At 69.8% G+C, this 22,381-nt stretch carries 20 protein-coding genes; 11 read left to right on the forward strand and 9 right to left on the reverse strand.

The window, feature by feature from the left end; translation table 11 throughout:
• Window positions 1–10: 10 nt before the first annotated feature.
• Complete coding sequence (gene cydB / locus ACSF8R_RS00830) at window positions 11–1,042, reverse strand: cytochrome d ubiquinol oxidase subunit II (RefSeq protein WP_434809948.1); 1,032 nt, start codon at window positions 1,040–1,042, stop codon at window positions 11–13.
• A gap of 9 nt (window positions 1,043–1,051) precedes the next feature.
• Window positions 1,052–2,470 (reverse strand): cytochrome ubiquinol oxidase subunit I, encoded by a 1,419-nt coding sequence (locus ACSF8R_RS00835; protein ID WP_434809949.1) that lies wholly within the window; start codon window positions 2,468–2,470, stop codon window positions 1,052–1,054.
• A gap of 186 nt (window positions 2,471–2,656) precedes the next feature.
• Between ACSF8R_RS00835 and fdhD the strand changes: the two genes are divergently transcribed.
• Window positions 2,657–3,544, forward strand: coding sequence for a formate dehydrogenase accessory sulfurtransferase FdhD (gene fdhD / locus ACSF8R_RS00840; protein ID WP_434809950.1), 888 nt, complete (start codon window positions 2,657–2,659; stop codon window positions 3,542–3,544).
• On the opposite strand, the gene ACSF8R_RS00845 is transcribed toward fdhD, so the two are convergent.
• Window positions 3,492–4,139, reverse strand: coding sequence for a winged helix-turn-helix transcriptional regulator (locus ACSF8R_RS00845; RefSeq protein ID WP_434809951.1), 648 nt, complete (start codon window positions 4,137–4,139; stop codon window positions 3,492–3,494). The two genes, fdhD and ACSF8R_RS00845, sit on opposite strands and share 53 nt — an antisense overlap.
• Before the next feature lie 98 nt (window positions 4,140–4,237).
• Between ACSF8R_RS00845 and ACSF8R_RS00850 the strand changes: the two genes are divergently transcribed.
• From ACSF8R_RS00850 to ACSF8R_RS00870, 5 genes are all read left to right on the forward strand, one after another.
• On the forward strand, window positions 4,238–6,895 hold the full coding sequence (locus tag ACSF8R_RS00850) for an FtsX-like permease family protein (RefSeq protein WP_434809952.1): 2,658 nt from the start codon (window positions 4,238–4,240) through the stop codon (window positions 6,893–6,895).
• Window positions 6,892–9,636, forward strand: coding sequence for an FtsX-like permease family protein (locus ACSF8R_RS00855; RefSeq protein WP_434809953.1), 2,745 nt, complete (start codon window positions 6,892–6,894; stop codon window positions 9,634–9,636). Before ACSF8R_RS00850 ends, ACSF8R_RS00855 begins: the two co-directional genes overlap by 4 nt.
• Entirely contained in the window at window positions 9,636–10,610 is a 975-nt protein-coding gene (locus ACSF8R_RS00860) for an ABC transporter ATP-binding protein (protein WP_434809954.1), read from the forward strand. The genes ACSF8R_RS00855 and ACSF8R_RS00860 overlap by 1 nt, the downstream gene beginning before the upstream one ends.
• On the forward strand, window positions 10,603–11,301 hold the full coding sequence (locus tag ACSF8R_RS00865) for an ABC transporter ATP-binding protein (protein WP_434809955.1): 699 nt from the start codon (window positions 10,603–10,605) through the stop codon (window positions 11,299–11,301). Before ACSF8R_RS00860 ends, ACSF8R_RS00865 begins: the two co-directional genes overlap by 8 nt.
• Window positions 11,302–11,388: 87 nt before the next feature.
• Window positions 11,389–12,096: a lysophospholipid acyltransferase family protein gene (locus ACSF8R_RS00870; protein ID WP_434809956.1), complete on the forward strand. Its 708-nt coding sequence runs from the start codon at window positions 11,389–11,391 to the stop codon at window positions 12,094–12,096.
• Window positions 12,097–12,105: 9 nt separating this feature from the next.
• Here the strand turns inward: ACSF8R_RS00870 and ACSF8R_RS00875 are convergent, their stop codons facing one another.
• From ACSF8R_RS00875 to ACSF8R_RS00885, 3 genes are all read right to left on the reverse strand, one after another.
• Complete coding sequence (locus ACSF8R_RS00875) at window positions 12,106–12,546, reverse strand: GNAT family N-acetyltransferase (RefSeq protein ID WP_434809957.1); 441 nt, start codon at window positions 12,544–12,546, stop codon at window positions 12,106–12,108.
• A gap of 35 nt (window positions 12,547–12,581) precedes the next feature.
• Window positions 12,582–13,139: a dihydrofolate reductase family protein gene (locus ACSF8R_RS00880; protein WP_434809958.1), complete on the reverse strand. Its 558-nt coding sequence runs from the start codon at window positions 13,137–13,139 to the stop codon at window positions 12,582–12,584.
• Window positions 13,140–13,293: 154 nt separating this feature from the next.
• Window positions 13,294–14,328, reverse strand: coding sequence for an LLM class flavin-dependent oxidoreductase (locus ACSF8R_RS00885; RefSeq protein WP_434809959.1), 1,035 nt, complete (start codon window positions 14,326–14,328; stop codon window positions 13,294–13,296).
• Between the two features lie 203 nt (window positions 14,329–14,531).
• Between ACSF8R_RS00885 and ACSF8R_RS00890 the strand changes: the two genes are divergently transcribed.
• Window positions 14,532–15,479 (forward strand): aldo/keto reductase, encoded by a 948-nt coding sequence (locus tag ACSF8R_RS00890; protein WP_434809960.1) that lies wholly within the window; start codon window positions 14,532–14,534, stop codon window positions 15,477–15,479.
• Window positions 15,480–15,529: 50 nt separating this feature from the next.
• Entirely contained in the window at window positions 15,530–16,282 is a 753-nt protein-coding gene (locus ACSF8R_RS00895) for a sulfurtransferase (RefSeq protein WP_434809961.1), read from the forward strand.
• Window positions 16,283–16,312: 30 nt separating this feature from the next.
• Here ACSF8R_RS00895 and ACSF8R_RS00900 read toward each other — a convergent pair whose 3' ends face one another.
• Complete coding sequence (locus ACSF8R_RS00900; RefSeq protein WP_434809962.1) at window positions 16,313–16,888, reverse strand: RrF2 family transcriptional regulator; 576 nt, start codon at window positions 16,886–16,888, stop codon at window positions 16,313–16,315.
• A gap of 19 nt (window positions 16,889–16,907) precedes the next feature.
• Here ACSF8R_RS00900 and ACSF8R_RS00905 point away from each other — a divergent pair, with 19 nt between their 5' ends.
• Window positions 16,908–17,831, forward strand: a complete 924-nt coding sequence (locus ACSF8R_RS00905; RefSeq protein ID WP_434809963.1) for a sulfite exporter TauE/SafE family protein — start codon at window positions 16,908–16,910, stop codon at window positions 17,829–17,831.
• Window positions 17,832–17,880: 49 nt separating this feature from the next.
• On the opposite strand, the gene ACSF8R_RS00910 is transcribed toward ACSF8R_RS00905, so the two are convergent.
• A complete protein-coding gene (locus ACSF8R_RS00910; protein ID WP_434809964.1) occupies window positions 17,881–18,459 on the reverse strand; it encodes a DUF805 domain-containing protein in 579 nt (192 codons plus the stop codon).
• Window positions 18,460–18,702: 243 nt separating this feature from the next.
• Between ACSF8R_RS00910 and ACSF8R_RS00915 the strand changes: the two genes are divergently transcribed.
• Together ACSF8R_RS00915 and ACSF8R_RS00920 are read left to right on the forward strand one after the other, a co-directional pair.
• Window positions 18,703–20,028, forward strand: a complete 1,326-nt coding sequence (locus ACSF8R_RS00915; protein ID WP_434809965.1) for an O-acetylhomoserine aminocarboxypropyltransferase/cysteine synthase family protein — start codon at window positions 18,703–18,705, stop codon at window positions 20,026–20,028.
• Complete coding sequence (locus ACSF8R_RS00920; RefSeq protein ID WP_434809966.1) at window positions 20,025–21,341, forward strand: LLM class flavin-dependent oxidoreductase; 1,317 nt, start codon at window positions 20,025–20,027, stop codon at window positions 21,339–21,341. The genes ACSF8R_RS00915 and ACSF8R_RS00920 overlap by 4 nt, the downstream gene beginning before the upstream one ends.
• 89 nt (window positions 21,342–21,430) lie before the next feature.
• Here the strand turns inward: ACSF8R_RS00920 and ACSF8R_RS00925 are convergent, their stop codons facing one another.
• Complete coding sequence (locus ACSF8R_RS00925) at window positions 21,431–22,354, reverse strand: ABC transporter substrate-binding protein (RefSeq protein WP_434809967.1); 924 nt, start codon at window positions 22,352–22,354, stop codon at window positions 21,431–21,433.
• Between the last annotated feature and the right edge of the window lie 27 nt (window positions 22,355–22,381).

Below are 22,381 nucleotides of genomic sequence, written 5' to 3' on the forward strand. Positions count from 1 at the left end.
ACGGACGAGGTCAGTGGGCGACGGCCTCGGCCTGCTCGATGCGGGCGCGGGTGACACGTTTGCGGAACACCCAATACGTCCAGCCCTGGTACAGCAGCACGAGCGGCAAGAAGATGAGTGCGGCCCAGCTCATGATCGTGAGGGTGTAGTCGGTGCTCGACGCGTTCTCGATCGTGAGGCTCCCGGCCGGGTCACCCGACGACGGCATGACGTAGGGGAACAGCGCCAGCCACAGCGTGAGCACGGCGAACACGATCGTCACGGCGCCCGCGGCGAAGGCCTTGCCGTCCTTGTCGACCCAGTTCAGGGCGACGGATGCCAGCAGTGCCACCGCCGCGATCGCACCGCACACGATGACCGCCCACAGCAGCGGCGCCTCGCGGCCCGCGGCGATGACGATGGTCCACACCACGGTGCCGGCGGCGAAGAGCACCGCGGGGATCGCGAGCTTCTTGCCGAGCGCCTGCGCGCCGTCGTGCACCGGCCCGTCGGTCTTCAGCCCGATGAAGTACACGCCGTGCAGCCAGAACAGCAGCAGCGTGGTCGCGCCGACCCACAGGCCGTAGGGGTTCAAGAGGGTGAGCACGGTGCCGGTGAACTCGTGGTCGGCATCCAGCGGCACGCCCTGCACGATGTTGCCGACGGCGACGCCCCACAGCAGCGCCGGCAGCACCGAACCCCAGAAGATCATCCGGTCGAAGCCCCGCTTCCAGCGCAGCGAGTCGCGCTGATGGCGGTACTCGAACGAGACGCCGCGGGCGATGAGGGCGAGCAGAATCACCAGCAGCGGCAGGTAGAACCCGCTGAACAGGGTCGCGTACCACTCCGGGAACGCGGCGAACAGGCACGCGCCGGCGACGATGACCCACGTTTCGTTGAGGTCCCACACGGGGCCGATCGTGTTGATGACCTGGCGGCGCGACACCTCATCTTTGCCGAGGAAGGGGAGCGACATGCCGACGCCGAAATCGAACCCGTCGAGCACGAAGTAGCCGACGAAGAGCACTCCGACGATGAAGAACCAGAGGTAGGCGAGATCCATGGTGTGCTCCTAGTAGACCGTCGTCGGCAGTTCGTCGGGTGCGTCGGCTTTCGAGCCGGGCTCGGTGACCTCTTCTGGCCCCTTCTGGGCGGCTTTGAGGATGAGGCCGAACTCCACGACCGCGAGCGCGGCGTAGGTGAGGGTGAAGGCGATGAGCGAAGTGAGCACCTGCCAGCCCGGCACCGACGGCGAGACACCGTCCTCGGTGAGCATGAGGCTGAACACGATCCACGGCTGGCGGCCCATCTCGGTGAACACCCAGCCGACGAGGTTGCCCAGCAGCGGCAGCGGCGCCGCCCAGATCGCGACCTTCCACATCCACTTCGCCACGGGGCGCTTCGCGTTCTTGCGCGTGACCCAGAGACCCGCGACGGCGACGAGGGTCGCGGCCCCACCCAGGCCGATCATCCAGCGGAACGACCAGTACGTGACCCAGATGACCGGCATGTAGTCGACGCCGCCGCCGAACATCTCGGTGTACTCGGCCTGCAGATCGTTGAGGCCTTCCACACACCCGTCGAACGTCTGCGTCGACAGGAACGACAGCAGATACGGCACCCGCAGCGACCAGATCTCCTCGGTGCCGTCGGGGGTGCCGATCGAGAAGATCGAGAAGGACGCATCCGCTCCGCAGGCCGTGTTCCACAGCGCTTCGGCGGCGGCCATCTTCATCGGCTGTGTCTCCACCATCACCAGGCTCAGCTGGTCGCCGCTGAGGGCGACGCCGGCGAACGAGACGATCATGAACCACATGCCGAACCGCAGCGACTTGCGCATCGGCTCGAAGTGCTGTCCGCGGCTGAGGTGCCACGCCGACACGGCGATCACGACGGCCGCGGCGAACATCCACGCCGCGAAGATCGTGTGCGGGAACGCGGCGAGCACCACCGGATTGGTGAGCACCGCCACAAAGTCGGTGAGCTCGGCCCGCCCGGTCTCGGCGTTGAGGGTGTAGCCGACCGGGTTCTGCATGAACGCGTTGGCGGCGAGGATGAAGTAGGCCGACAGGGTCGAGCCGACCACGACCATCCAGATCGACAGCAGGTGCAGGATGCGGGGGAGTCGGTCCCACCCGAAGATCCACAGCCCGATGAACGTGGCCTCGAAGAAGAAGGCGAGCAGGCCCTCGAAGGCCAGCGGTGCGCCGAAGATGTCGCCGGTGAACCGGGAGTACGCCGACCAGTTCATGCCGAACTGGAACTCCTGCACGATGCCGGTGACGACGCCCATCGCGAAGTTGATCAGGAAGATCTTGCCGAACAGTCGTGTCAGCTGCAGCCAGCGGATGTCGCCGGTGCGGTGCCACACGGTCTGGAAGATCGCGGCGACCAGCGCCATGCCGAGCGTCAGCGGCACGAACAGGTAGTGATAGAGCGTCGTGAGACCGAACTGCCAGCGGGCCAGCAGCAGCGGATCGAGAAAGTCCATCGCGGGTCCTTTCGAGCGCGCCGGGGAGGACCGGCGCAGGTCCTTTCGAGCGTCTGAAGGTCACGCTACCGAGTCGCGCGAGCCCGCGCGACGGCCCGGGCCGTGACAAATGCGGACTACGCTCGAACGACGGTTTACCCCCGCAATGGGCGGGCGGCCTGCAATGGGGGAGGGACGTGATCTGAGATGGGCCGCATCACGGCGCGAACTCCTGTCGTCCGCGTTCGCATCGGCGACGGGGCCACCAGGCGCGCTGACGTCCTCGCGGTCGAAGAGCCGCTCGAGATCCGGCTCGGCGGGCAGCCCTACGTCGTCACGATGCGCACGCCGGGGCACGACGTCGAACTGGCCGCGGGCTTCCTTGCCGCCGAGGGCGTGATCACCGCGGCGGGCGATCTCGCCGCCGCCATCCACTGCGGCGGCCCCGGCACCGGCGGTGCCGACAACACCTACAACGTGCTCGATGTCACGCTCGGGCCTGGCGTCGAGCCCCCGCGTCGCGACCGGTCGTTCACCGTCTCCAGCGCGTGCGGTGTCTGCGGCAAGGACTCGATCGATGCCGTGCGCACCTCGAGCCGGTACGTCCTCGCCGGTGACGACCTCGAGGTCGACGCGGCGCTGCTCGCGACACTTCCCGACCGGTTGCGAGCGGAGCAGACCGTGTTCGACAAGACCGGTGGCCTGCACGCCGCCGCCCTGTTCGACGAGCGCGGCGACCTCCTCGTCGCTCGTGAAGACGTCGGCCGCCACAACGCCGTCGACAAGGTGATCGGCTGGGCGTTGTCGGCGGGGATGCTGCCGCTGCGACGAACGGTGCTGCAGGTGTCGGGTCGCGCGAGCTTCGAACTCGTGCAGAAGGCCGCAATGGCCGGCATCCCCCTGCTGTCGGCCGTGTCGGCGCCGTCTTCGCTCGCCGTCGACCTGGCGCGGGCGACCGGCATGACCCTCGCCGGGTTCGTGCGCGGTGAGACGCTGAACCTCTACAGTGGCGCGGAGCGCGTGCGGGTGGAGCTCGAGTCGGTCAGGCCGCAGGCTGATCCGACGCGACCTTCGTCGCCCGCTCCGCGAGCATGAGCTGCACGACGCACTGCTCCGGATCGCACGACGAGCGCATGCCGTCGACCGACAGTGGCCCGCCGGCGGCATCGAGCACCCCCTGCATGAGGCCCAGATGCACGCGGCAGAGCAGCTCGCGGTGCTCGGCCTGCGCCGCGGCGTGGGCGCAGGGCGTGAGGTCGATCGTCAGTTCGTCTTCGTCGACGATCGGGTCGAATCCGGCATCCATGAGGTCTTCGACGATCGCATCGATCTGGTGCAGCGCGTCGGTGTCCAGATGCGTCGGCGACGTCGCCGGCAGTACCCGCCGCATGAGATCGCCGCGCTCGGCCGCAGCCGCCACGCGCCGAGCCTGCACGTCGCTCGGCGTGTCGGTGGCGGCGCTGTAGAGCACGCGGGGGCGACCCCGGGTCGTGCGCCGCTCGGGTTCGGCGACCATGTAGCCGTCGTCGATGAGCCGTTGCACGTGCTCGCGAACCGTGTTGGCGTGCAACCCCGTCGCATCGGTCAACTCGGCCAAGGTCCGCCGCGCGCGCTGCTGCACGAGGTGCAGGATCTCTACCCTCGATGCGCTCGAGATGGCGCTGCATGCGGTGGGGCGGACAGTGGTCACACACCCATTATCGCGCAGAAATCGTCTGTGGTCAGACCACAACCTGTGAGTCTCCTGCACGCCCTCGGATAGGGTGCCCATATGCGCGGGGAGGCACAGTGATCGGGTGGCCTCGATTCGCGTGGGCGCGCGCCCGCGATGCGGCAGCACCCCTGCTCGCGCTCGCCGTCGTGGTCGCCGTCTCGGTCGCAGTCCTGCTCGGATCGGTCATCACGGTGCGGGCCATCGAAGCCGTCGAAGTGCGCGCCGCGCTGCAGGCGGCCGGCGGATCGATCAGCGCCGTCCTCACGCCGAACGAAGCGGTCGACCAGGAGATGCTCGCCGCTGCGGCCGCTGACTCGATCGCGGCGCGGGGCGCCGGTGACGCACTGGTCGTCACCGTCGAAGACGGCGCGATCGCCGTCACGACGGCGCCCGGCATCACCGGAGAAGGCGTCGGCGCCGCGCGCGCCGCGCTCGCCGAGATCGGCTCCGACGTCGGCGACGCGGTCGATGCCCGCGTGCAGGTGTCGGGCCCGTTGCGCGATCTGCTCGCCACGATCGAGGCCGACATCGAACAGGGGCGGGGACCTGCCGCCATCTCGCTGGCGCTGCTCATCGTCATCGTCGGGGTCGTCGTCGCCGCTGTCGCGGTCGAACCGGCCCGCGCCAGACGCCTCGAACTGCAGCTGCTGCGCGCCCGCGGGGCACGCGCACGCTCACTCGGCGGCAGTGCGGCCCTCGAAGCGGCAGCCGTCGCGTTCGTTGCCGGCGCGATCGGTGTGCTCGTCGCGCTCGGGATCGGTGCGCTCCTCGGGGTGCGCGCAGGATGGCTGCTGCCGGTGGCCGCAATCGCCGGATCGACAGTGGTGGCATCCATCGTCGCTGCCATCTCCACGCGGCGCGTCGCCGACAGCCGCACGACGAGGGCGCGTGTTGCCGCGCTGATCTCGGCAGTCGTGCTCGGGGCGGTGGTCACGGGCGTCGCGGCATGGCAGTTCGCGCAGACCGGTGACCCGTATGTCGTCCGAAGCGACGGCTCCCTCGTGCTCGACCCGATCGTCGCCGTCGCGCCCGCACTCGTCCTGCTGCTCGTGGCGGCGATGGCCCTGCTGCTGACGACACCCGTGGAGCGCCTCGTCGCCGCCGCCACGGCGGGCGTCCGCGGCATCCACCCCGTCACACCGCTCCGGTTGGCCTCACGTCGGCCCGCGCGGCACGGTCTCTCGCTGATCCTGGTGGCCTTCACGGTCGGTGCGCTCACCGTCGGGATCACCTACCAGGGCTCCGTCGGTGCGCTCGGCCGCACGCCCGAAGACGTGCGTGTCGGTACGGACGTGCGGGTGTCGACGATCCCCGCCGATGTGTCGCTGGCAGAGCTCATCGCGACGGCCGATGCGGATGCCGCGATGACCGCGCGCAGCGTGCTCTCGCGCACGCGCGACCAGCGCGTCACGGTGCTGGCTGCACAATCGGCGACCCTGGGCGAGGTCATGTCTGACATCGGCGGCCTGATCGACCCCGAACGCATCGGTGAGCTCGTCGCAGTCGAACAGTTCGGCGTGCCGCTGACCGGTGCCGATCTCGAACTGGCGCTCACCGTGCCGTCGCTGGGCGTGTGGGACTTCGGGGAGGGGAATGATCCGATCGAGGTCTACGCACCTGTCTTCGTGACGCCGACCCTCATCGACGAGCACGGGTCGATCTGGACCGGGTACGCGGCCAACGCGGAGCAGGCAGGGAGAGGAGGCGGCATCGTCGAATACCCCACCAGTGAGCGGCTCGAGGCTTCGCTGACGCCACCGGAGGGCACGTGGCGGCTCGCGGCGATACAGGTCGGATTCCTCGACTTCGCGGCGGATGACGATGTTCGTGTCGCCGCATCGTCGGGCGGTTCGACCCTCGACCTGGCCGGGTTCGCCCCGTCGGCGACGACGACCGCGGATGTCGCCGTCGACGGGGCGACGTTGGTGCTCCGCGAGACCGCGATCGTCTTCGACGCGGCACCCATGCATGTCGTCGCGCCGGGCGCGGTGAGCGTGCTGCCCGCGGTCGTCACCGAGCGTCTCGCCGCCGATCTCGGGCTCGAGGTCGGCGATACCTTCACGTTGCCGCTGACGCAGCCGACCCTCGACGCCGACTTCGAACTCGCCGGCATCACGGCGCTCCTGCCGGGCACCCCCACGGGGCAGGGTGTCGTGGTCGATCTGCCGGCGCTCATGGTCGCCGGCGCCGACCAGGCTCCACCCAACGAGGTGTGGCTCGCGACCCAGCAGCCGGCAGCGACTGCCGTCGCGGTCGAATCGGCCTTTCCGGGGGTGCGCCCGATCGTGGCCGATCCCCGTGCCGACGCCAAGGCGTCCGGCGCCGCGCTCTCGCTGCTGCTCGCCGCCGGGGCGGCCGCGCTGCTCGCAGTCACGGTGCTCTTGTTGCGTCGCTCGCGGCGCCGCGATGACTCGCGCGAACTCGCGATGTTGGCCTTGCTGGGTCTCGGTCGCCGGGGCGCGGCCCGCGTGCGGGCGCGTGAAGATCTCGCGACCGTGGTGCTCGGGGTCGTCAGTGGCGTGCTCGCGGGCATCGTCACCGCGGTGCTGGTGGTGCCATCCCTCGTCCGCATCGCGTACGGCAGACTGCCCGACGATGTGACGGTCTCGCTGGTCGTGCCGCCCGTGCCGATGATCGTCATGGTGGTGGTCGTCGTCGCCTTGTTCGGCGCGATCGCCCTGTCGGTGAGGGCGCCCACGGACCTCGCCCATGCGCTGCGGGAGGACGAATGACACGTTCGCCCGGACTGTTCCACCTGCTGCGACGTCGCCTCGCGACACCGCGCAGCGCCGCCCTCGTCATCGTCGTGCTGGTCACCGTGGCCGCGTTCGTGATCGCCGCTGCGCCGCGTGCGCTCGTGGCGGTGGAGCGCGCCGAGGTCGCCCATCAGATCGACGGCATCGCGCCGACCTCGCGCGACCTCACGGTCGAGGTGCTGGGCGGCATCATGGGTGGCGCGGCCGACGACCCCGCCGTTGTCGAGCGCTGGGACGACGGTGCCGCGGACGAACTCGGTGCAGTGGGGCAGGCGCTCGCCGACCATCGGGCCGACTTCGACCCGGCGCTGGCAGGGCTCGCCGGTGAAGGCGAGTTCTACGTCGTCGAAGACCCCGTCATGGTTGTGCCGTGGCAGATCCCCGCCGACGATCCGCTGTCGGTCGTGCAACTGCTCGCCGAACCGGCCGCGACCTCGCACCTCGAGCTCGTCGACGGAGCGTGGCCGTCGGCATGGACTGATCCCGGTGGCGTACCAGAGGGGCAGCCCGACTCCGGAGAACCGATCGAGATCGTGCTCGCGGTCGACGCCGCGGAGCGGATGGGGTGGCCGGTCGGGCAGGAACGCGGCATCCCGATGTCGGTTGCACGCCCCGCGTCGATGAACTGGCAGCTGTTGCCCACGATGCGGCTCGTCGGCACCGTCGAGGCCGTCGATCCCGACGCCGAACGCTGGCTGCACCTGCCACCTGCACTGACCGCCACCTACTTCGACGACGGCGATCGTCGACCCACCGCGACTGCGGTCGCCTGGGTCAACCCTGCGGGCTGGACGAACATCTGGGAGATGAGCCGGTCGCTCGTCGCCTGGTATCCCGTCGACGGCGAGGGAGCGCTCCAGGCGGATGCCGGAGACCTGCTGTCCGCGGTCCGGGGTGCGACCGCCGGCGCCGTGCCGCTGGAGACCACCGGCACGCAGCGCGGCCGGTTCGAGACCGACGTGCGCGACGTGCTGCAGACCTCGCTTGCCCGGGCAGGCAGCGCCGGCGCCATCCTCGCGGTCGCGACCGTCGGGCCGCTCGCGGTCGCCGTCTCGATCATCGTGCTGGCCGGCACCCTCATGATCCGGCGTCGACGCGTCGACCTCGCCCTCCTGTCGGCACGCGGGGCGCCGGCCTCACGGCTGCGCCGCCTGCTGTTCATCGAGGGCGCACTGCTGGGGCTGCCCGCTGCGGCCGTCGGCGCGGCGGCGGGGGTTGTCCTCACCCCCGAGGATGCCGGACCGCTGCCGACCATCGTCGCGGTCCTCGTCGGCCTCGCCCCTGCACTCGCGCTCGCCTTCTCGCTGCGCACGAACCTGCGCGAACGGCGTGACGCCGATCCGCGGGCGCACGGTCGGGCGAGGGTGCTCACCGAAGCGACGGTCGTGCTGCTCGCAGTCCTTGCGGTCGTGCTGCTGGTCGTGCGCGGCATCGGCGACGCGACCGCGGGCATCGACCCGCTCGTGGTGGCGGCGCCGCTGCTCGCGACCGTCGCGCTCGCGCTCGTCGTCGTGCGACTGCATCTCGTGCCGCTCACCGCGGCCCTCGCGATCGCACGCCGTGGCCGTGGGGTCGTCTCGCTCGTCGGCGCCGCGCGCAACCTGCGCGACCCCGCGGCAGGCACGACGGCAGTGCTCGCAATGCTCGTCGCCGTCGCGATCGCCGTCTTTTCATCGATCGTGCTCGCGACCGTCGACCGCGGCGCCGCAGTGGCCGCCCAGCGCGACGTCGGCGCCGACATCCAGCTGTCCGGGCCGTACTTCGAGGCCGACGTCATCGAGCGGCTGCGCGGTGTCGACGGTGTCGAGGACGCCGTCGGCGTGCAGCGCGGCGACTACCTCACAGTCGAAGCAGGCGACGGCCGCAAGAGCGTGCTCGTGGTCACCGCCGAGGTGGAAGGCCTTGCCGCCGTGCAGCGCGGGTATGTGTCGGCGGTGCCCGCCGGACGCATCGAGCCCGGCGCCGATCCGATCGACATCATCGTCTCGCGCGACCTGTCCGATGAGATCGGCGGCGGTGCCGCGACGATCGGCGAACGCGATGCCGACATCGTCGGCGTCATCGAACGCATCCCCGGCATGTCGATGTCGACGAACTTCGTCCTCGTCGATGCGAGCGACTACACCGACCTGACCGGCTTCGGCTTCCACCCGAGGGTCGTGATGGTCGACGTGGCCGACGGTGCAGATCCGGCCGCGGTCGCCGCAGCTCTCGACGACGCCGTCGGGCAGAACCACGCGACGCAACTGCTCGACGCCTCGAGCGCCGAGATCCGGTCCTCGCCCGCCGTCAGCGCACTGCGCGTCGTCCTGCTGTCGGCGCTCGCCGGGGCAGCCGCACTCTCGGTGCTGGCGCTGTTGCTGGTCGCCGGGGTCTCGCGCGACGCGCGCTCGCGCGTGATCGCGCTGCTGCGCACGCAAGGACTCGACCGCAGGCTTGCCCGCGGCATCGTCGCGTGGGAGTTCGCGCCACTGGGGGTGACGGCGCTCGTCGGCGGCCTGCTGCTCGGTGCCGCACTGCCGCTGTTGGCCGTGGCATCCATCGATCTGCGGCCCTTCACCGGTGGATCGGTGCAGCCGGCACCCGTGATCGACCCGGTGCTGACCGCGGTGCTGGTCGCCGTCGTCGCCCTCGCACTCGGCCTCGCCGTCGTCGCCGGCGTGCTGTCGGCGCGGACGACCTCACTTGCAACCGTTCTTCGAACCGAGGAGGACTGATGACCGAACCAGACATCGTGTGCGAAGGCCTCGTGCGCATCTTCGCCGTCGCCGACATCGAGGTGCAGGCGCTGCAGGGACTCGACCTGCTCGTCGAACGCGGCGAACTCGTCGCCCTCGTCGGCGCCTCAGGCTCCGGCAAATCGACGCTGCTGACGATCCTGTCGGCGCTCGACGCCCCCACCGCCGGCAAAGCCACCGTCGCCGGGCGTGACCTCACCGCCCTCTCGTCGCGGCAGCGCGTCGACTACCGGCGCGAGGTCGTCGGGTTCGTGTGGCAGCAGACCGCCCGCAACCTGCTGCCCTATCTGACTGCGACCGAGAACGTCCAGCTCGCGCGCGCGATCGGCGGCGACCGGTCAGACATCGGCCGTGCCGGCGACCTCCTCGAGCTCGCCGGCGTCGCCGACTGCGCCGACCGCCGCCCCGCAGAGATGTCGGGCGGGCAGCAGCAGCGCGTCGCGATCGCCGTCGCACTCGCGAACCACCCGCGCGTGCTGCTGGCCGACGAGCCCACCGGCGACCTCGACGAGCATGCGTCTGCCGAAGTGCTCGCCACCTTCGAATCCGTTAACCGCGAACTCGGCACGACCGCGCTCATCGTCACCCACGACCCCGCCGTCTCTGAGCACGTGCAGCGCACCGTGCAGATCCGCGACGGTCGCACCTCGACCGAAGTGCTGCGCTGGACCCACACCGACGATGAGGGCCAGGAGCACGCCATGGCCGAAGAGTTCGTCGTGCTCGACAAGGTCGGCCGCATGCAGCTGCCGAGCGAATACCTGCAGCGCCTCTCGCTGCGCGACCGGGTGCGCCTCGAACTCAACCCCGACCACGTCGGGGTCTGGCCGGGGCAGGCCGGCGCGGCGGAGTCCCCGGTCGTTGAGCGAGCGAAGCGAGACGAAACGCCCTCTCCCGAGAGCGCGCCCACGCGCCGGAGCCTCCGCGAACGGAAGGATCATGACGATGTCTGAGACCGCGCTGCTGCACGCCACCGGGCTCTCCGTCGTGCACAAGACGCCCGCCGGCGACGTGCACGCCCTCGCCGAGGCGACGCTCACCCTCGAACCGGGAGAGTTCGTCGTGCTCGTCGGCCCCTCCGGCGCGGGCAAGACGACCCTGCTGCATGTGCTGGGCGGCATCCAGCCCGCCACGACCGGCACCGTGCGCGTGGGAGACGTCGTTGTCACCGAGGCGCCCGAGCGGGACGTCGACCGGGTGCGCCGCGACGACATCGGCTACGTGTTCCAATCGTTCGGACTCATTTCGGCGCTGTCGGCCGAGGAGAACGTCGAACTGCCGTTGCGGATCGCGGGCGCCGACCCGTCCGAGCGCGCCGCGCGGGTCACACACCTGCTGGAGCGGGTCGGACTCGCCCAACACGCCAAGCAGCGCCCAGCAGAACTCTCGGGCGGGCAGCAGCAGCGCGTCGGCATCGCCCGTGCACTCGCCGGATCGCCCCGCATCCTGCTCGCCGATGAGCCGACCGGCCAGCTCGACTCGCACACGGCCGAGCAGATGATCGAGCTCATCCGCTCCATCGCGCACGACGACGGCGTCGCCGTGCTGCTGTCGACCCACGACCCCTCGATCGTCGCGCTCGCCGACCGCGTGCTGGAGCTGCACGACGGCGTGCTGCGTGCCGGGGCGGTCGTCAGCGAGTGAGCGGGGCGGATGCCGTGGCCTGTGCCATTGGACGCCGTTGCTTGTGCCATTGGAGGCCGTGGCCTGTGGCATGGATAGGGTGACGGAGTGACCGAAGCCGTCGTGCCACCCGCGCCCGCCCCGCGACCCGGTGCCGTCTACTTCGCGGGCCGTGCGATCCTGCGCCCGCTGTTCTGGCTGATCTACCGGACACGGGTGACCGGGCGCGAACATGTGCCGCACACCGGTCCCGTGCTGCTGGCCAGCAACCACCTCGCGGCCCTCGACACCGTCATCATCCCGACGTCGGCGCCTCGGCCGGTGCAGTTCCTCATCAAGTCGGCGTACTTCACGGGGCCCGGTGTGCTCGGTAGGTTCCGCCGCTGGTTCTTCACATCGATCGGCGGTGTCGCGGTGCATCGCTCGACGGGCCGTGACGCCCGTGCGGCGCTTTCGGCGGGCAGCGGCATCCTTCGTGCCGGGAGCGTGTTCGCGGTCTTCCCCGAGGGCACTCGCTCGCGCGACGGCAAGCTGCACGAAGGACACGGCGGTGCGGCGTGGATGGCGCGCGACACAGGGGCCCAGGTGGTGCCGGTGGGACTGGTCGCGACGGGCACCGTCAAGCCTTTCGGGCACCTGTTGCCCGGCCGCCCTCGCCTCGAGGTGCGATTCGGTGCCCCGCTCGACCTCTCCGATCTCGACGGAGTCGCCGACGGCAAGGCCCGCCGCGAGATCACGGCGCGAATGATGGACGCGATCGCCGCGCTGTCAGGCCAGGAGCGTTCCGGCGCCGTCAACGCCACATCGCGCGACTGATTGGCCCGGTCACAGCGCGATCTGGTAGTGCACGAACCCCGTGCGCGCTGCGACGCGGTCATAGAGCCGGCGGGCCGTCGCGTTGGTTTCGGCCGTCAGCCAGTAGACCTTCGACGCACCGTCGTGCTCGGCCCATGCTCGCACGTGCTCGATGAGGGCTGCGCCCGCACCGGCGCCGCGGGCGTCGGCCGAGACGAAGAGGTCTTCGAGGTAGCAGTAGGCGCTCGTCGACCAGGTCGCCGGATGGGTGAGCCAGTGCACCAGCCCGACGGCCGTGCCCGACGCATCGCGCGCGATCGCTCCGTGCAGGCCGGATCCGGGGGTCGTCAGACGGCTGAACGTCGTCTCGGTGATCGCGGGATCGAGGTCGGTCTCGTAGAACGTCAGATACGCGTCCCACAGCGGTTGCCAGTCGGCACGGTCGGATGCGGTGAGCGGTGCGATCAGCATGCCTCAACCGTAGGGGAGCGGTCCGACCGGTGCGGTCACCGGGCGCGGTAGTGCAGCAGGGTGATGCCGTTCTCGAACGTGCGGAGTTCGACGAGGTCGAGGTCCAGATCGACGTCGTCGGGCAGCGCGCGCGTGCCACCGCCGACGACCTTCGGCACGATGAAGAAGCGGAAGTCGGTGACCATGCCCGCCCGGATCGCCGGTGCGGCGGTCGTCGGCCCGAAGATCTCGATCTCGCCGTCTGCGTCGGCGACGAGCTGCGCGAGCGCGTCGAGGTCGAGCGCGGCGACGAGACGACCAGTCGGCGAGGTGATGTCACCGGGAGCGAGCGTGGACGAGGCGACGACGTGCTCGATGCGCCGCCAACGGTCGGCGAACTCCTGCTCGTCGGCACCCCAGTCGTCCTGATCGGTGTCCCAGTACTGCATGAGCTGGTAGGTCTTGCGCCCGAGCACTTCGGCGGAGATCGGCGCCATCCGCTCGATGTGGAACCGGAAGACATCCTCACCCGGTCCCGACCACTGGAAATCGCCGTCGGCGTCGTTGACATACCCGTCGACTGAGACGGTTGCGGTGTAGCAGAGGGTTCCCATCGACCCAGGGTGCGCCTTCCGTCGCTCGGTCGCAACGGGGCCGTGTGCGCAACTCCTGAGTCTCCGAGATGCCGGTTGCCGCGCGCCGCGAGAGTTCGCGGTCGGCGCGGGCGGGCGGCGTGAAAACTCAGGAGTTGCGCACGGGCGACGGGCGTCAGGCCGAGGCGAGCGTGGACTGCCAGCCGAGCGCGGGGGCGACGTGCGTCGCGAAGGACTCGACGATGCGCAGGTTGAATTCGACACCCAACTGCGACGGAATCGTCAGCATGAGGGTGTCGGCCGACATGACGGCGGCATCCTGCTGCAACTGCTCAACGAGCACGTCGGGTGCGCCTGCGTACGTCTTGCCGAACGTGGAGCGCATGCCGTCGATGACCCCGATGCCGTCGCCGTCCTGGCTGTGGCCGAAGTACAGCTCGTCCTCGGCGGTCGTGATCGGAAAGACCGAGCGGCTCACCGACACTCGCGGCGTGCCGGCGTGCCCGGCATCCTTCCACGACGCCCGGAACGCATCGATCTGCTCTGCCTGCAGGATGTCGAACGGGCGACCGTCGGCCTGCGTGAGCAGGGTCGACGACATGAGGTTCACACCCATCCTGCCCGCCCATTCCGCCGAGTCGCGGTTGCCGGCGCCCCACCACACGCGCGAGCGCAGGCCGGGGGAGTGCGGTTCGATGCGCTGCATACCGGTGCCGCCGCCGAACGGGCTCTGGTTGTCGCGTTCGGCCAGGCCCTCGCCCTCGATGGCGCGCAAGAACAGGTCGAAGTGCTCGCGGGCGATGTCGGCCCCGCGCGGGTCGGTCGACCCCGTGTAGCCGAACGCCTCGTAGCCGCGGACGACGGTCTCGGGTGAGCCGCGGCTGACGCCGAGTGCGAGTCGTCCGTCGGAGATCAGGTCGACGGCGGCGGCCTCTTCGGCCAGATACAGCGGGTTCTCGTAGCGCATGTCGATGACGCCCGTGCCCATCTCGATGCGCCTCGTGCGCGCCGCGATCGCTGACAGCAGCGGCATGGGTGATGCCTGCTGGCGTGCGAAGTGGTGCACCCGAAAGTACACGCCGTTCACGCCGAGGTCGTCCATGCCCTGTGCGAGGTCGATCGCCTGATGCAGCGAGTCGCCGGCGCTGAGCTGCCTGCCGCCGCCGAGGGGGCCGTAATGACCGAACGAGAGGGTTCCGAAGCGTTGCATGACGCGTGCAACGGTACGCCCACAGGTTCTATTCCGGTGAATAGATGCCGGGAGCCGTGAAGCGATCGCGATGGCACCAACTCCGCAGAATGTCGGCGTCTCCGCACCCATATCGCCGAATCCTGCGGGCGTCGTGCCAATCTGCGGAGTTGGTGCGCGCGTCGGGATGGAATAGCCCGCCCGCGCGCGGACTTGTCACCACCATGACCCGTATCGGAGAGTTCGACGTCCTTCCCCTCTCGCTCGGCGGCAACGTGTTCGGCTGGACCGCCGACCGTGACGCCTCCTTCGCTGTGCTCGACGCGTTCCGTGAGGGCGGCGGCGACTTCATCGACACCGCCGACTCGTACTCGGCGTGGGTGCCGGGGCACGCCGGCGGCGAGAGTGAGACGATCATCGGGGAGTGGCTGGCCTCCCGCCGCCCCGAGAACGTGGTCGTGGCGACGAAGGTCAGTCAGCATCCCGATTTCAAGGGACTGTCGGCGTCGAACGTGCGCGCCGCCGCGGAAGCATCCCTCCGCCGCCTCGGTACCGACCGCATCGATCTCTACTACGCCCACTTCGACGACGCCGCGACCCCGCTCGAAGAGACCGTTGCCGCGTTCGGCGCGCTTGTGAGCGACGGCCTGGTGCGTAACGTCGCAGTGTCGAACTACAGCGCCGACCGCATTCGCGAGTGGATCCGGCTGGCCGACGAACTGGGAGTGGCAGCGCCGGTCGCCGTGCAGCCGCACTACAACCTCGTGCACCGGGTCGAGTTCGAGCGCGACATCGCACCGGTCGCCGCCGAGTTCGACCTCGCCGTCGTGCCGTACTTCTCGCTCGCGAAGGGGTTCCTCACCGGCAAGTACCGCTCCGTCGAGACCGACGGGCACGCCTCGCCCCGCGCGGGCGCGGCCGCCGCGTATGCGACTCCGGAAGGGCTCCAGCTCATCGACACGATGGGGCGGATCGCCGGCGGCCACGGCGCGTCGGTCGCAGCCGTCGCCCTCGCGTGGCTGCGCGTGCAGCCGACGGTGGTCGCGCCGCTCGCATCGGCGTCGCGCGTCGAGCAGGTCGCCGACCTCCTCGCGGGTGCCCGGCTCGAACTCGCGCCCGACGAGATCGCCGCGCTCAGCGCGATCTCGGAGCGGATGCCGGCGGGCGTTTAGGTCGCGCTCGGTCAACGACCGGGGCCGAGCGGCGCGTAGGCTGTGGTGCCGTGGCATCCGTCCTGAACATCTCCGCCTACCGCTTCACGCCCATCGCTGATCCGGCCGGGCTGCGCGAGGTGCTGCGCGAGCGCGCGGACGCCGGCGGCCTGAAGGGCACGATCCTGCTCGCCGAGGAAGGCATCAACCTGTTCCTCGCCGGTCCAGCGGACGCCGTTCGCGGCTTCGTCGACGCACTGCGCGCGGACGAACGCTTCGCCGCACTCACGACGAAGGAGAGCTGGTCCGACGACCAGCCGTTCCGCAAGATGCTCGTGAAGGTCAAGCGCGAGATCATCCGCATGGACCGTCCCACGGTCGTGCCCGCCGACGGTCGCGCCCCCGCCGTCACCCCCGTGACGCTGCAGCGCTGGCTCGAGCAGGGGCACGACGACGACGGGCGCGAGGTCGTCATGCTCGACACCCGCAACGCGTTCGAGGTCGACTACGGCACCTTTGCGGATGCCGTGGACTGGCGCATCGACCGCTTCACGCAGTTCCCGGATGCGGTCGCCTCGCACCGAGACGAGCTCGCAGGCAAAACCGTCGTGAGCTTCTGCACCGGCGGCATCCGCTGCGAGAAGGCCGCGATCGTACTGCGCGAAGCGGGCGTCGAGGCCTACCAGCTCGAAGACGGCATTCTCGGCTGGTTCGAGCAGATGGGCGGCGCCCACTGGGAAGGCGACTGCTTCGTGTTCGACCAGCGCGAGGCGCTCACGCCCGCGCTGCAGATCATGGACCCGGTCGCTACCAGGCGTCTGTGACGGGTCTCCGGCCGCCGACGGCGGAGAACCTCAGCGGCGACGATCCGCGCCGGGGCTGTCGAGCGCGGCAGTGACGTGCGGGGGGAGTCGGTCGGTCGCGACGTCGGCGATAGTCGTGCGCTCCAAGACGTCGCGCAAGGCGACGCGTGTCGCGAGCCAGACCTCGCGCAGGGCGCTCGTCGGCGCGGGGTAGTCCAGATTCTCCGGTGGCTCTCCACGAACGTCGGCGAGCGGACCTTCGACGGCCCGGATCACATCGGCGATGGTGACGGTCGTTGCCGGAGCGGCGAGTGTGTAGCCCCCCGTCGCACCGCGTCGGCTCTTGACGAGCCGCGCCGTTCGCAGGTCGGCGAGGATCTTGAGCAGGAAGGCGACGGGGATCGCTTGCTGGTCGGCGATCGCATCTGCCGACATCGGCGCATCGGGTTCCTGGGCGGCGAGCACCACCAGTGCACGGACGGCGTAGTCCGCTTTTGCTGTGATGCGCATGGTCTGATCTTGCCTGATGTCGGTGGCCGACGACACATTGCGAAATCTCTGCTGGTGCACGGGCCGAAACAGGACTATTTTGATCCAGTAAGTCCGATCATGTGGGGTGGTCGGCACCGAACGTTGGAGACTCACCGTGGAACGACTGATCATCTTCGCCCTTGTCGGGCTCGCCGCGCAGACGGTGGACGGCTCGCTGGGCATGGCGTACGGCGTCACTTCGAGCACGCTGCTGCTCGCCGCCGGTGTGGCGCCCGCCGTCGCTTCGGCGTCCGTGCACCTCGCAGAGGTCGGCACGACCGCTGTGTCGGGCTTCGCGCACTGGCGATTCGGCAACGTCGACTGGCGGGTCGTCGGGTGGATCGCGATTCCCGGTGCGATCGGCGCGTTCGTCGGCGCCCACGTGCTCACCGGCTTCGCCACTGACGCCGCCAAGCCCTGGATGGCGCTGATCCTGCTCGCCCTCGGCGTCTACGTCATCGCGCGTTTCGTGTTCCGCCGGCCGCCGCGCGTGGCCCGTGATGCTCGCCCGCGCCGTGTGCTGCTCGCTCCGCTCGGTCTGTTCGCCGGCTTCATCGACGCCACCGGTGGTGGCGGCTGGGGACCGGTTGCGACGCCGACGCTCATCTCGAGCGGAAAGATGGACCCGCGACGGGTCATCGGTTCGGTCTCGGCAGCGGAGTTCGCAGTCACGGTCGCCGCGAGCGTCGGCTTCCTGCTGGCACTCGGCACCGCCGGCATCGACTTCGGCATCGTGCTCGCGCTGCTGGCCGGCGGCGTCATCGCGGCGCCGTTCGCCGCCTACCTGGTACGCAAGGTCTCGCTCCCGCTGTTGGGCGCCCTCGTCGGCAGCGTGATCCTGATCACCAACTCGCGGACGATCCTGCGCGAGTTCAACCTCGAACAGCCGTGGATCTACCTCGTGCTCGTCGCCGTCAGTGTCGCGCTCGTCGTCCTCGCGATCCGCAAGAACCGCGCCCTGAAGGCAGCCGATGCCGCGCTGCGTTCCGAGAGTGGTGAGGTCTCCGACGACGACAAGTCGCAGCTCGCGGCCCGTTGATCGCAGACAGACGCCCCCCACCTCAGTCGAGGTGGGGGGCGTCTGCCGTTCACGGATACTTGCTGGGCTGACAGCACACCACGATCAAGAAGATCGAGCCGCCGGGAACGAGCGAGAGGAAGATCCAGGGCCATGTCCACCCGGCATCCCGCATCCGTCGGACGGTGACGGCGAGGGTCGGCACGTACACGGCGAGGGCGCCGGCGATCAGCGCGAACGCGACCAGGAAGCCGATGAACGGCACGAGCACCGCGATGGCTCCGCCCAGGAAGCAAATGACCGTGAACAGCGTGAAGTACCAGTACTCACTGCGACTCGCGCGTCCGTCGAACTGGGCGTACTTGGCGAAGACGACCTTGATCGCCTCGCCCATCCCGTTCACGATCGGCCGGTTGTCGATCGGAGTGCGCCACGCGCCGACCGGGATCTCGTACCCGGGTGCCGTCGTCTGCGGCGCCGCATATCGCACGGCCGCCTGCGAGCCGGGCGCAGCCGACACCACCGCGCCGGGTGTGGTGCGTGCGGGGGTCGTCTGCACGCCCCAGCGCGAGCCGTCCCACCAACGCAGCAATCGCGAGTCTTGCGGGTCGGCATACCAACCGGGTGCGGCCTGATGCGGTGTGGACACGTCGTCTCCTCGGGTCGGGGCTTGGTCAAGGGTAGGGGGCTCAGCACGAGAGCCACGACACAATGTCGCCGATGATGCTGACGCAGGTCCAGGTGAGCGGCGTGGTGTCGAGGCGCGTCGGCGTGCGGATCCCCATGCGTCTCACGCTATCGGCGCCCCGCCGTAACACGACGACACCCTGATAGGTCGGGTGCGCGGGAGGCGGCACGATGGGGTGTCGAGTCACGAATGGGAAGGTCGACGATGGGCGCAGCGGACTGTACCGGGTTCACGACGCGGCAGGTGCACGCGGGTGAAGGGAGCGGCGGCGCGACGCCGCGCGCAACCCCGATCTACCTGACGGCCGGCTTCAGCTTCGGCGAGTACGGCGATGCGGCCGCGCACTTCGGCAACGGCGAGGGGTACGCGTACACGCGGATCGGCAACCCCACGGTCGAGACCGTAGAACGCACGATCGCCGACCTCGAGGGCGGCTCGCAGGCGCTGCTGCTCGCAAGCGGTCAGGCCGCGACCGCCGTGGCACTCATGAGCATCGTGTCGGCCGGGCAGCACATCGTCTCGTCGAACCACATCTACGAGGGCACCCGCGGTCTGCTCGTCGACAGCCTGTCGCGCTTCGACATCTCCACCGACTTCGTCGACGATCTGAACGATCCGGCAGCGTGGGAGCGCCTCATCCGTCCCGAGACCCGCGCCCTGTTCGCGGAGTCGATCTCGAACGGACCCAACCGCATCCTCGACATCGAAGCGATCGCCGAGGTGGCGCACCGTCACGGCATCCCGCTCGTCATCGACAACACGCTCGCGACGCCCTACCTGCTGCGTCCGCTCGAGCACGGCGCGGATGTCGTGGTGCATTCGGCCAGCAAGTTCCTCGCCGGTCACGGTGCCGTGCTCGGCGGCGTCATCATCGACAACGGACGGTTCGATGCGGCCTCGACGGGCGTGCTGTTCCCGCAGCTCACGGAGGTTCCCCGCGGCTGCACGCAGAGCTTCGCGGGCCGCGCCGCCGGCGACGCCCGCATCGCCTATGCCCGTGAGAGCGTCGCGCCCCGCTTCGGCCCCACGCCGTCGCCGCTGAACGCGTTCCTGATCGGCCAGGGCATCGAGACCCTCAGCCTGCGCGTCGAACGGCAGACCGCCAATGCCCGCGCCCTCGCCGAAGCGCTCGCCGCGCACCCGCAGGTGGCGCAGGTCGACCACCCCGATCTGCCCGGTCACCCCGAGCATGCGCTCGTCGAGCGTTACTTGCCTGCAGGCCCGGGCGCCGTGTTCACGATCACGCTGCGCGGCGGCGACGAGGCCGCGGAGCGGTTCGTCGAGGCGCTCGAGGTCTTCACGCACATGACACACATCGGCGACGTCCGCTCCCTCGTGCTGCACCCGGGCTCGACGAGCCACACGCTGCTCGACGCCGAGCAGAAGGCGGCCGTCGGGGTGTACCCCGGCACGCTGCGCCTGTCGATCGGCATTGAGGATGCCGCCGACCTGATCGCCGATGTGACGGCCGCGCTCGAGGTGCTCGAGGCCGTCGCGCCCGCGGACGTGCCGGCGGCAGTGTCGGCGTGACCAGCCTGCAGCATTTCGGCTGGTTCCTGGCCCGGGGCTTCGGCCCGCAGGGGTGGGGCGCGGCTGGCTGGGACTGGGGCCACGACTGGACAACGCCTGCGTTGTACGCACAGTCTGCACAGCTGTTGGAGCAGGCCGGGTTCGACTTTCTGCTCATCGAGGACGCTCCGTCGATGGGGTCGCCCGAGACGATCGATTTGCGGGTGCGGCACGCGTTCGGTGGGCCCAAGCACGACCCGCTCATGCTCGCGCCGTACCTGTTCCAGGCGACGCGTCACCTCGGTGTGATCCCGACCGTCAATCCGGCGGCGATGCTGCCCTACACGGCGGCGCGTCAGTTCGCGACGCTGCAGCATCTGTCGGGGCACCGGCTGGGGCTCAACGTCGTGACCGACACCGGCAGTGCGCGCCACTTCGGTGATGCGCCGCCGCTCGCGCACGACGCCGCGTATGACCGCGCCGAAGAGTGGCTCGCGGGTCTGCGGTCACTTTGGCGCAGCTGGAACGACGGCGCCCTCGTCGCCGACACCACCACCGACGTGTACGCGGACGGCTCGAAGATGGATGCCGTGCGTCACCGCGGCGAGTACTTCGCGTTCGACGGCCCACTCAACGCCATCCCGTTCGAGCATGGCGAGCCGGCTATCGCTTCACCGGGCGGATCCGGCAGAGGGCTCGCATTCGCGGGCGCGAACTCCGACATCCAGCTCGCGCTCGCCCCCCTGCACGAGCAGAGCGTCCGTGATTACAGGGCGCGCATCCATGCGGCGGCAGTCGAACGCGGCCGCTCGGCCGACGACATCCGCATCATGTTCGCGATCCAACCGGTGATCGTCTCGAGCATCGAAGAGGCCGACCGCATCGTCGGTGCGTCTGCCGCCCCCGACGATGCGGCCCTGCTGGCGATCGCGCGCAAGCAATCGAGCGACCTCGAGACCGACCTCACGGCGCTCGATCTCGACCGCCCGCTCGACCTCGGTGTCTTTGGCGAACACGTCTCGCACGGCAGCATCCGCCGGCTCACCGGTGACCGCGACGTCTCGTCGACGCCGCTCCGGGCGCATCTTTCCGCCCTCGCCAAAGCGGGACGCATCTCCGATCGCACCGGGTTCGTCGGGACGGCCGAGGAGTTCGCCGACATGATCGAAGAGCTCGGCGAGTGGGGCAACGACGGCGTGCTGCTGTGGGGCGACCTGCACCCGGTCACCCTGCACCGCACCCTCGACGAACTCGTTCCGGTGCTGCGTCGCCGCGGCATCCTGCGCCGCGACTTCGAGGCCGGTGGCCTGCACGCCAACCTTCGCGCCTTCTGACGCCTTCGCGAGCCCTCATACATTTCGCGAGCCCTCACGATCTGCGGGGCAGACCATGAGGGCTCGCGTGGATCGTGTGGGTTCGAAGGTCAGCCGAGGCCGTTCTCCGCGAGCCAGTCGGTCGCGATGTCGGCAGATGAACGCTGGTCGACGGTCGACTGCACGTTCAGCGCGACAAGGCCTTCGGGGCTGAGGGCGGCGCTCACGTCGTTGATGACGGCCGCAGCGTCGTCGGCGAAGTCGCCGTTCACCAGCGGCACGACGTTCGATGCCAGGAACAGGCCGTCCGGATCGGTGAGCGTGACGAGGTCCTGCGTCTCGATGCGCGGGTCGGCGCTGTAGACGTTGGCGATCTGGATGTTGCCGGCGACCAGTTCGTCGACCGTGGTGTCACCGGTGGCCTGGAACTGCACGTCGACGCCGTACTTGTCCTTGAGGCCGCTGGGGCCGTACGGGCGCTCCTCGAGTTCGGGCGCGCCGCCGAGGACGAGGGTGCCGTCGACGTTCGCGAGGTCGCCGATCGCGTTGAGGTCGTGCTCGGCAGCGAATTCGGCCGTCACGTTGTACGAGTCCTGGTCAGTCGCGGGAGACTGCTCGAGTACGGCGAGCCCATCCGGCAGTGCGTCGGCGAGCGCCGCATAGACCTCTTCAGAACTGGTCACGGTGGCCGCCTGATCGTAGTGCTGCAGCAGGTTGCCGGTGTATTCGGGGAACAGGTCGATCGACCCGTCTTCGAGCGACGGCAGGTAGGCGTCGCGCTGCCCGATGTTGAACTGTCGTTCGACCTCGAAGCCTGCGCCTTCGAGGGCCTGCGCATAGATCTCGGCGATGATCTCGTTCGAGTAGTAGGCCTGCGAGCCGATGACGATCGTGTCGCTCGTCTCGCCGGTGTCGCCGTCCGGCTCGTCGCCGGAGAGCGGGTCGCTCGTGGCGCAACCGGTGAGGGCGACCGCGGCGATCACCGCCGTGCCGAGCGCGAGCGCGAGGCGGGTGCGTGTGCGTGTGCGGGACATGGTGGGTACCTCCGTGTGGTGGTTGTG

This window comes from Microbacterium sp. bgisy189, assembly GCF_965345345.1.
GTDB lineage: Bacteria > Actinomycetota > Actinomycetes > Actinomycetales > Microbacteriaceae > Microbacterium.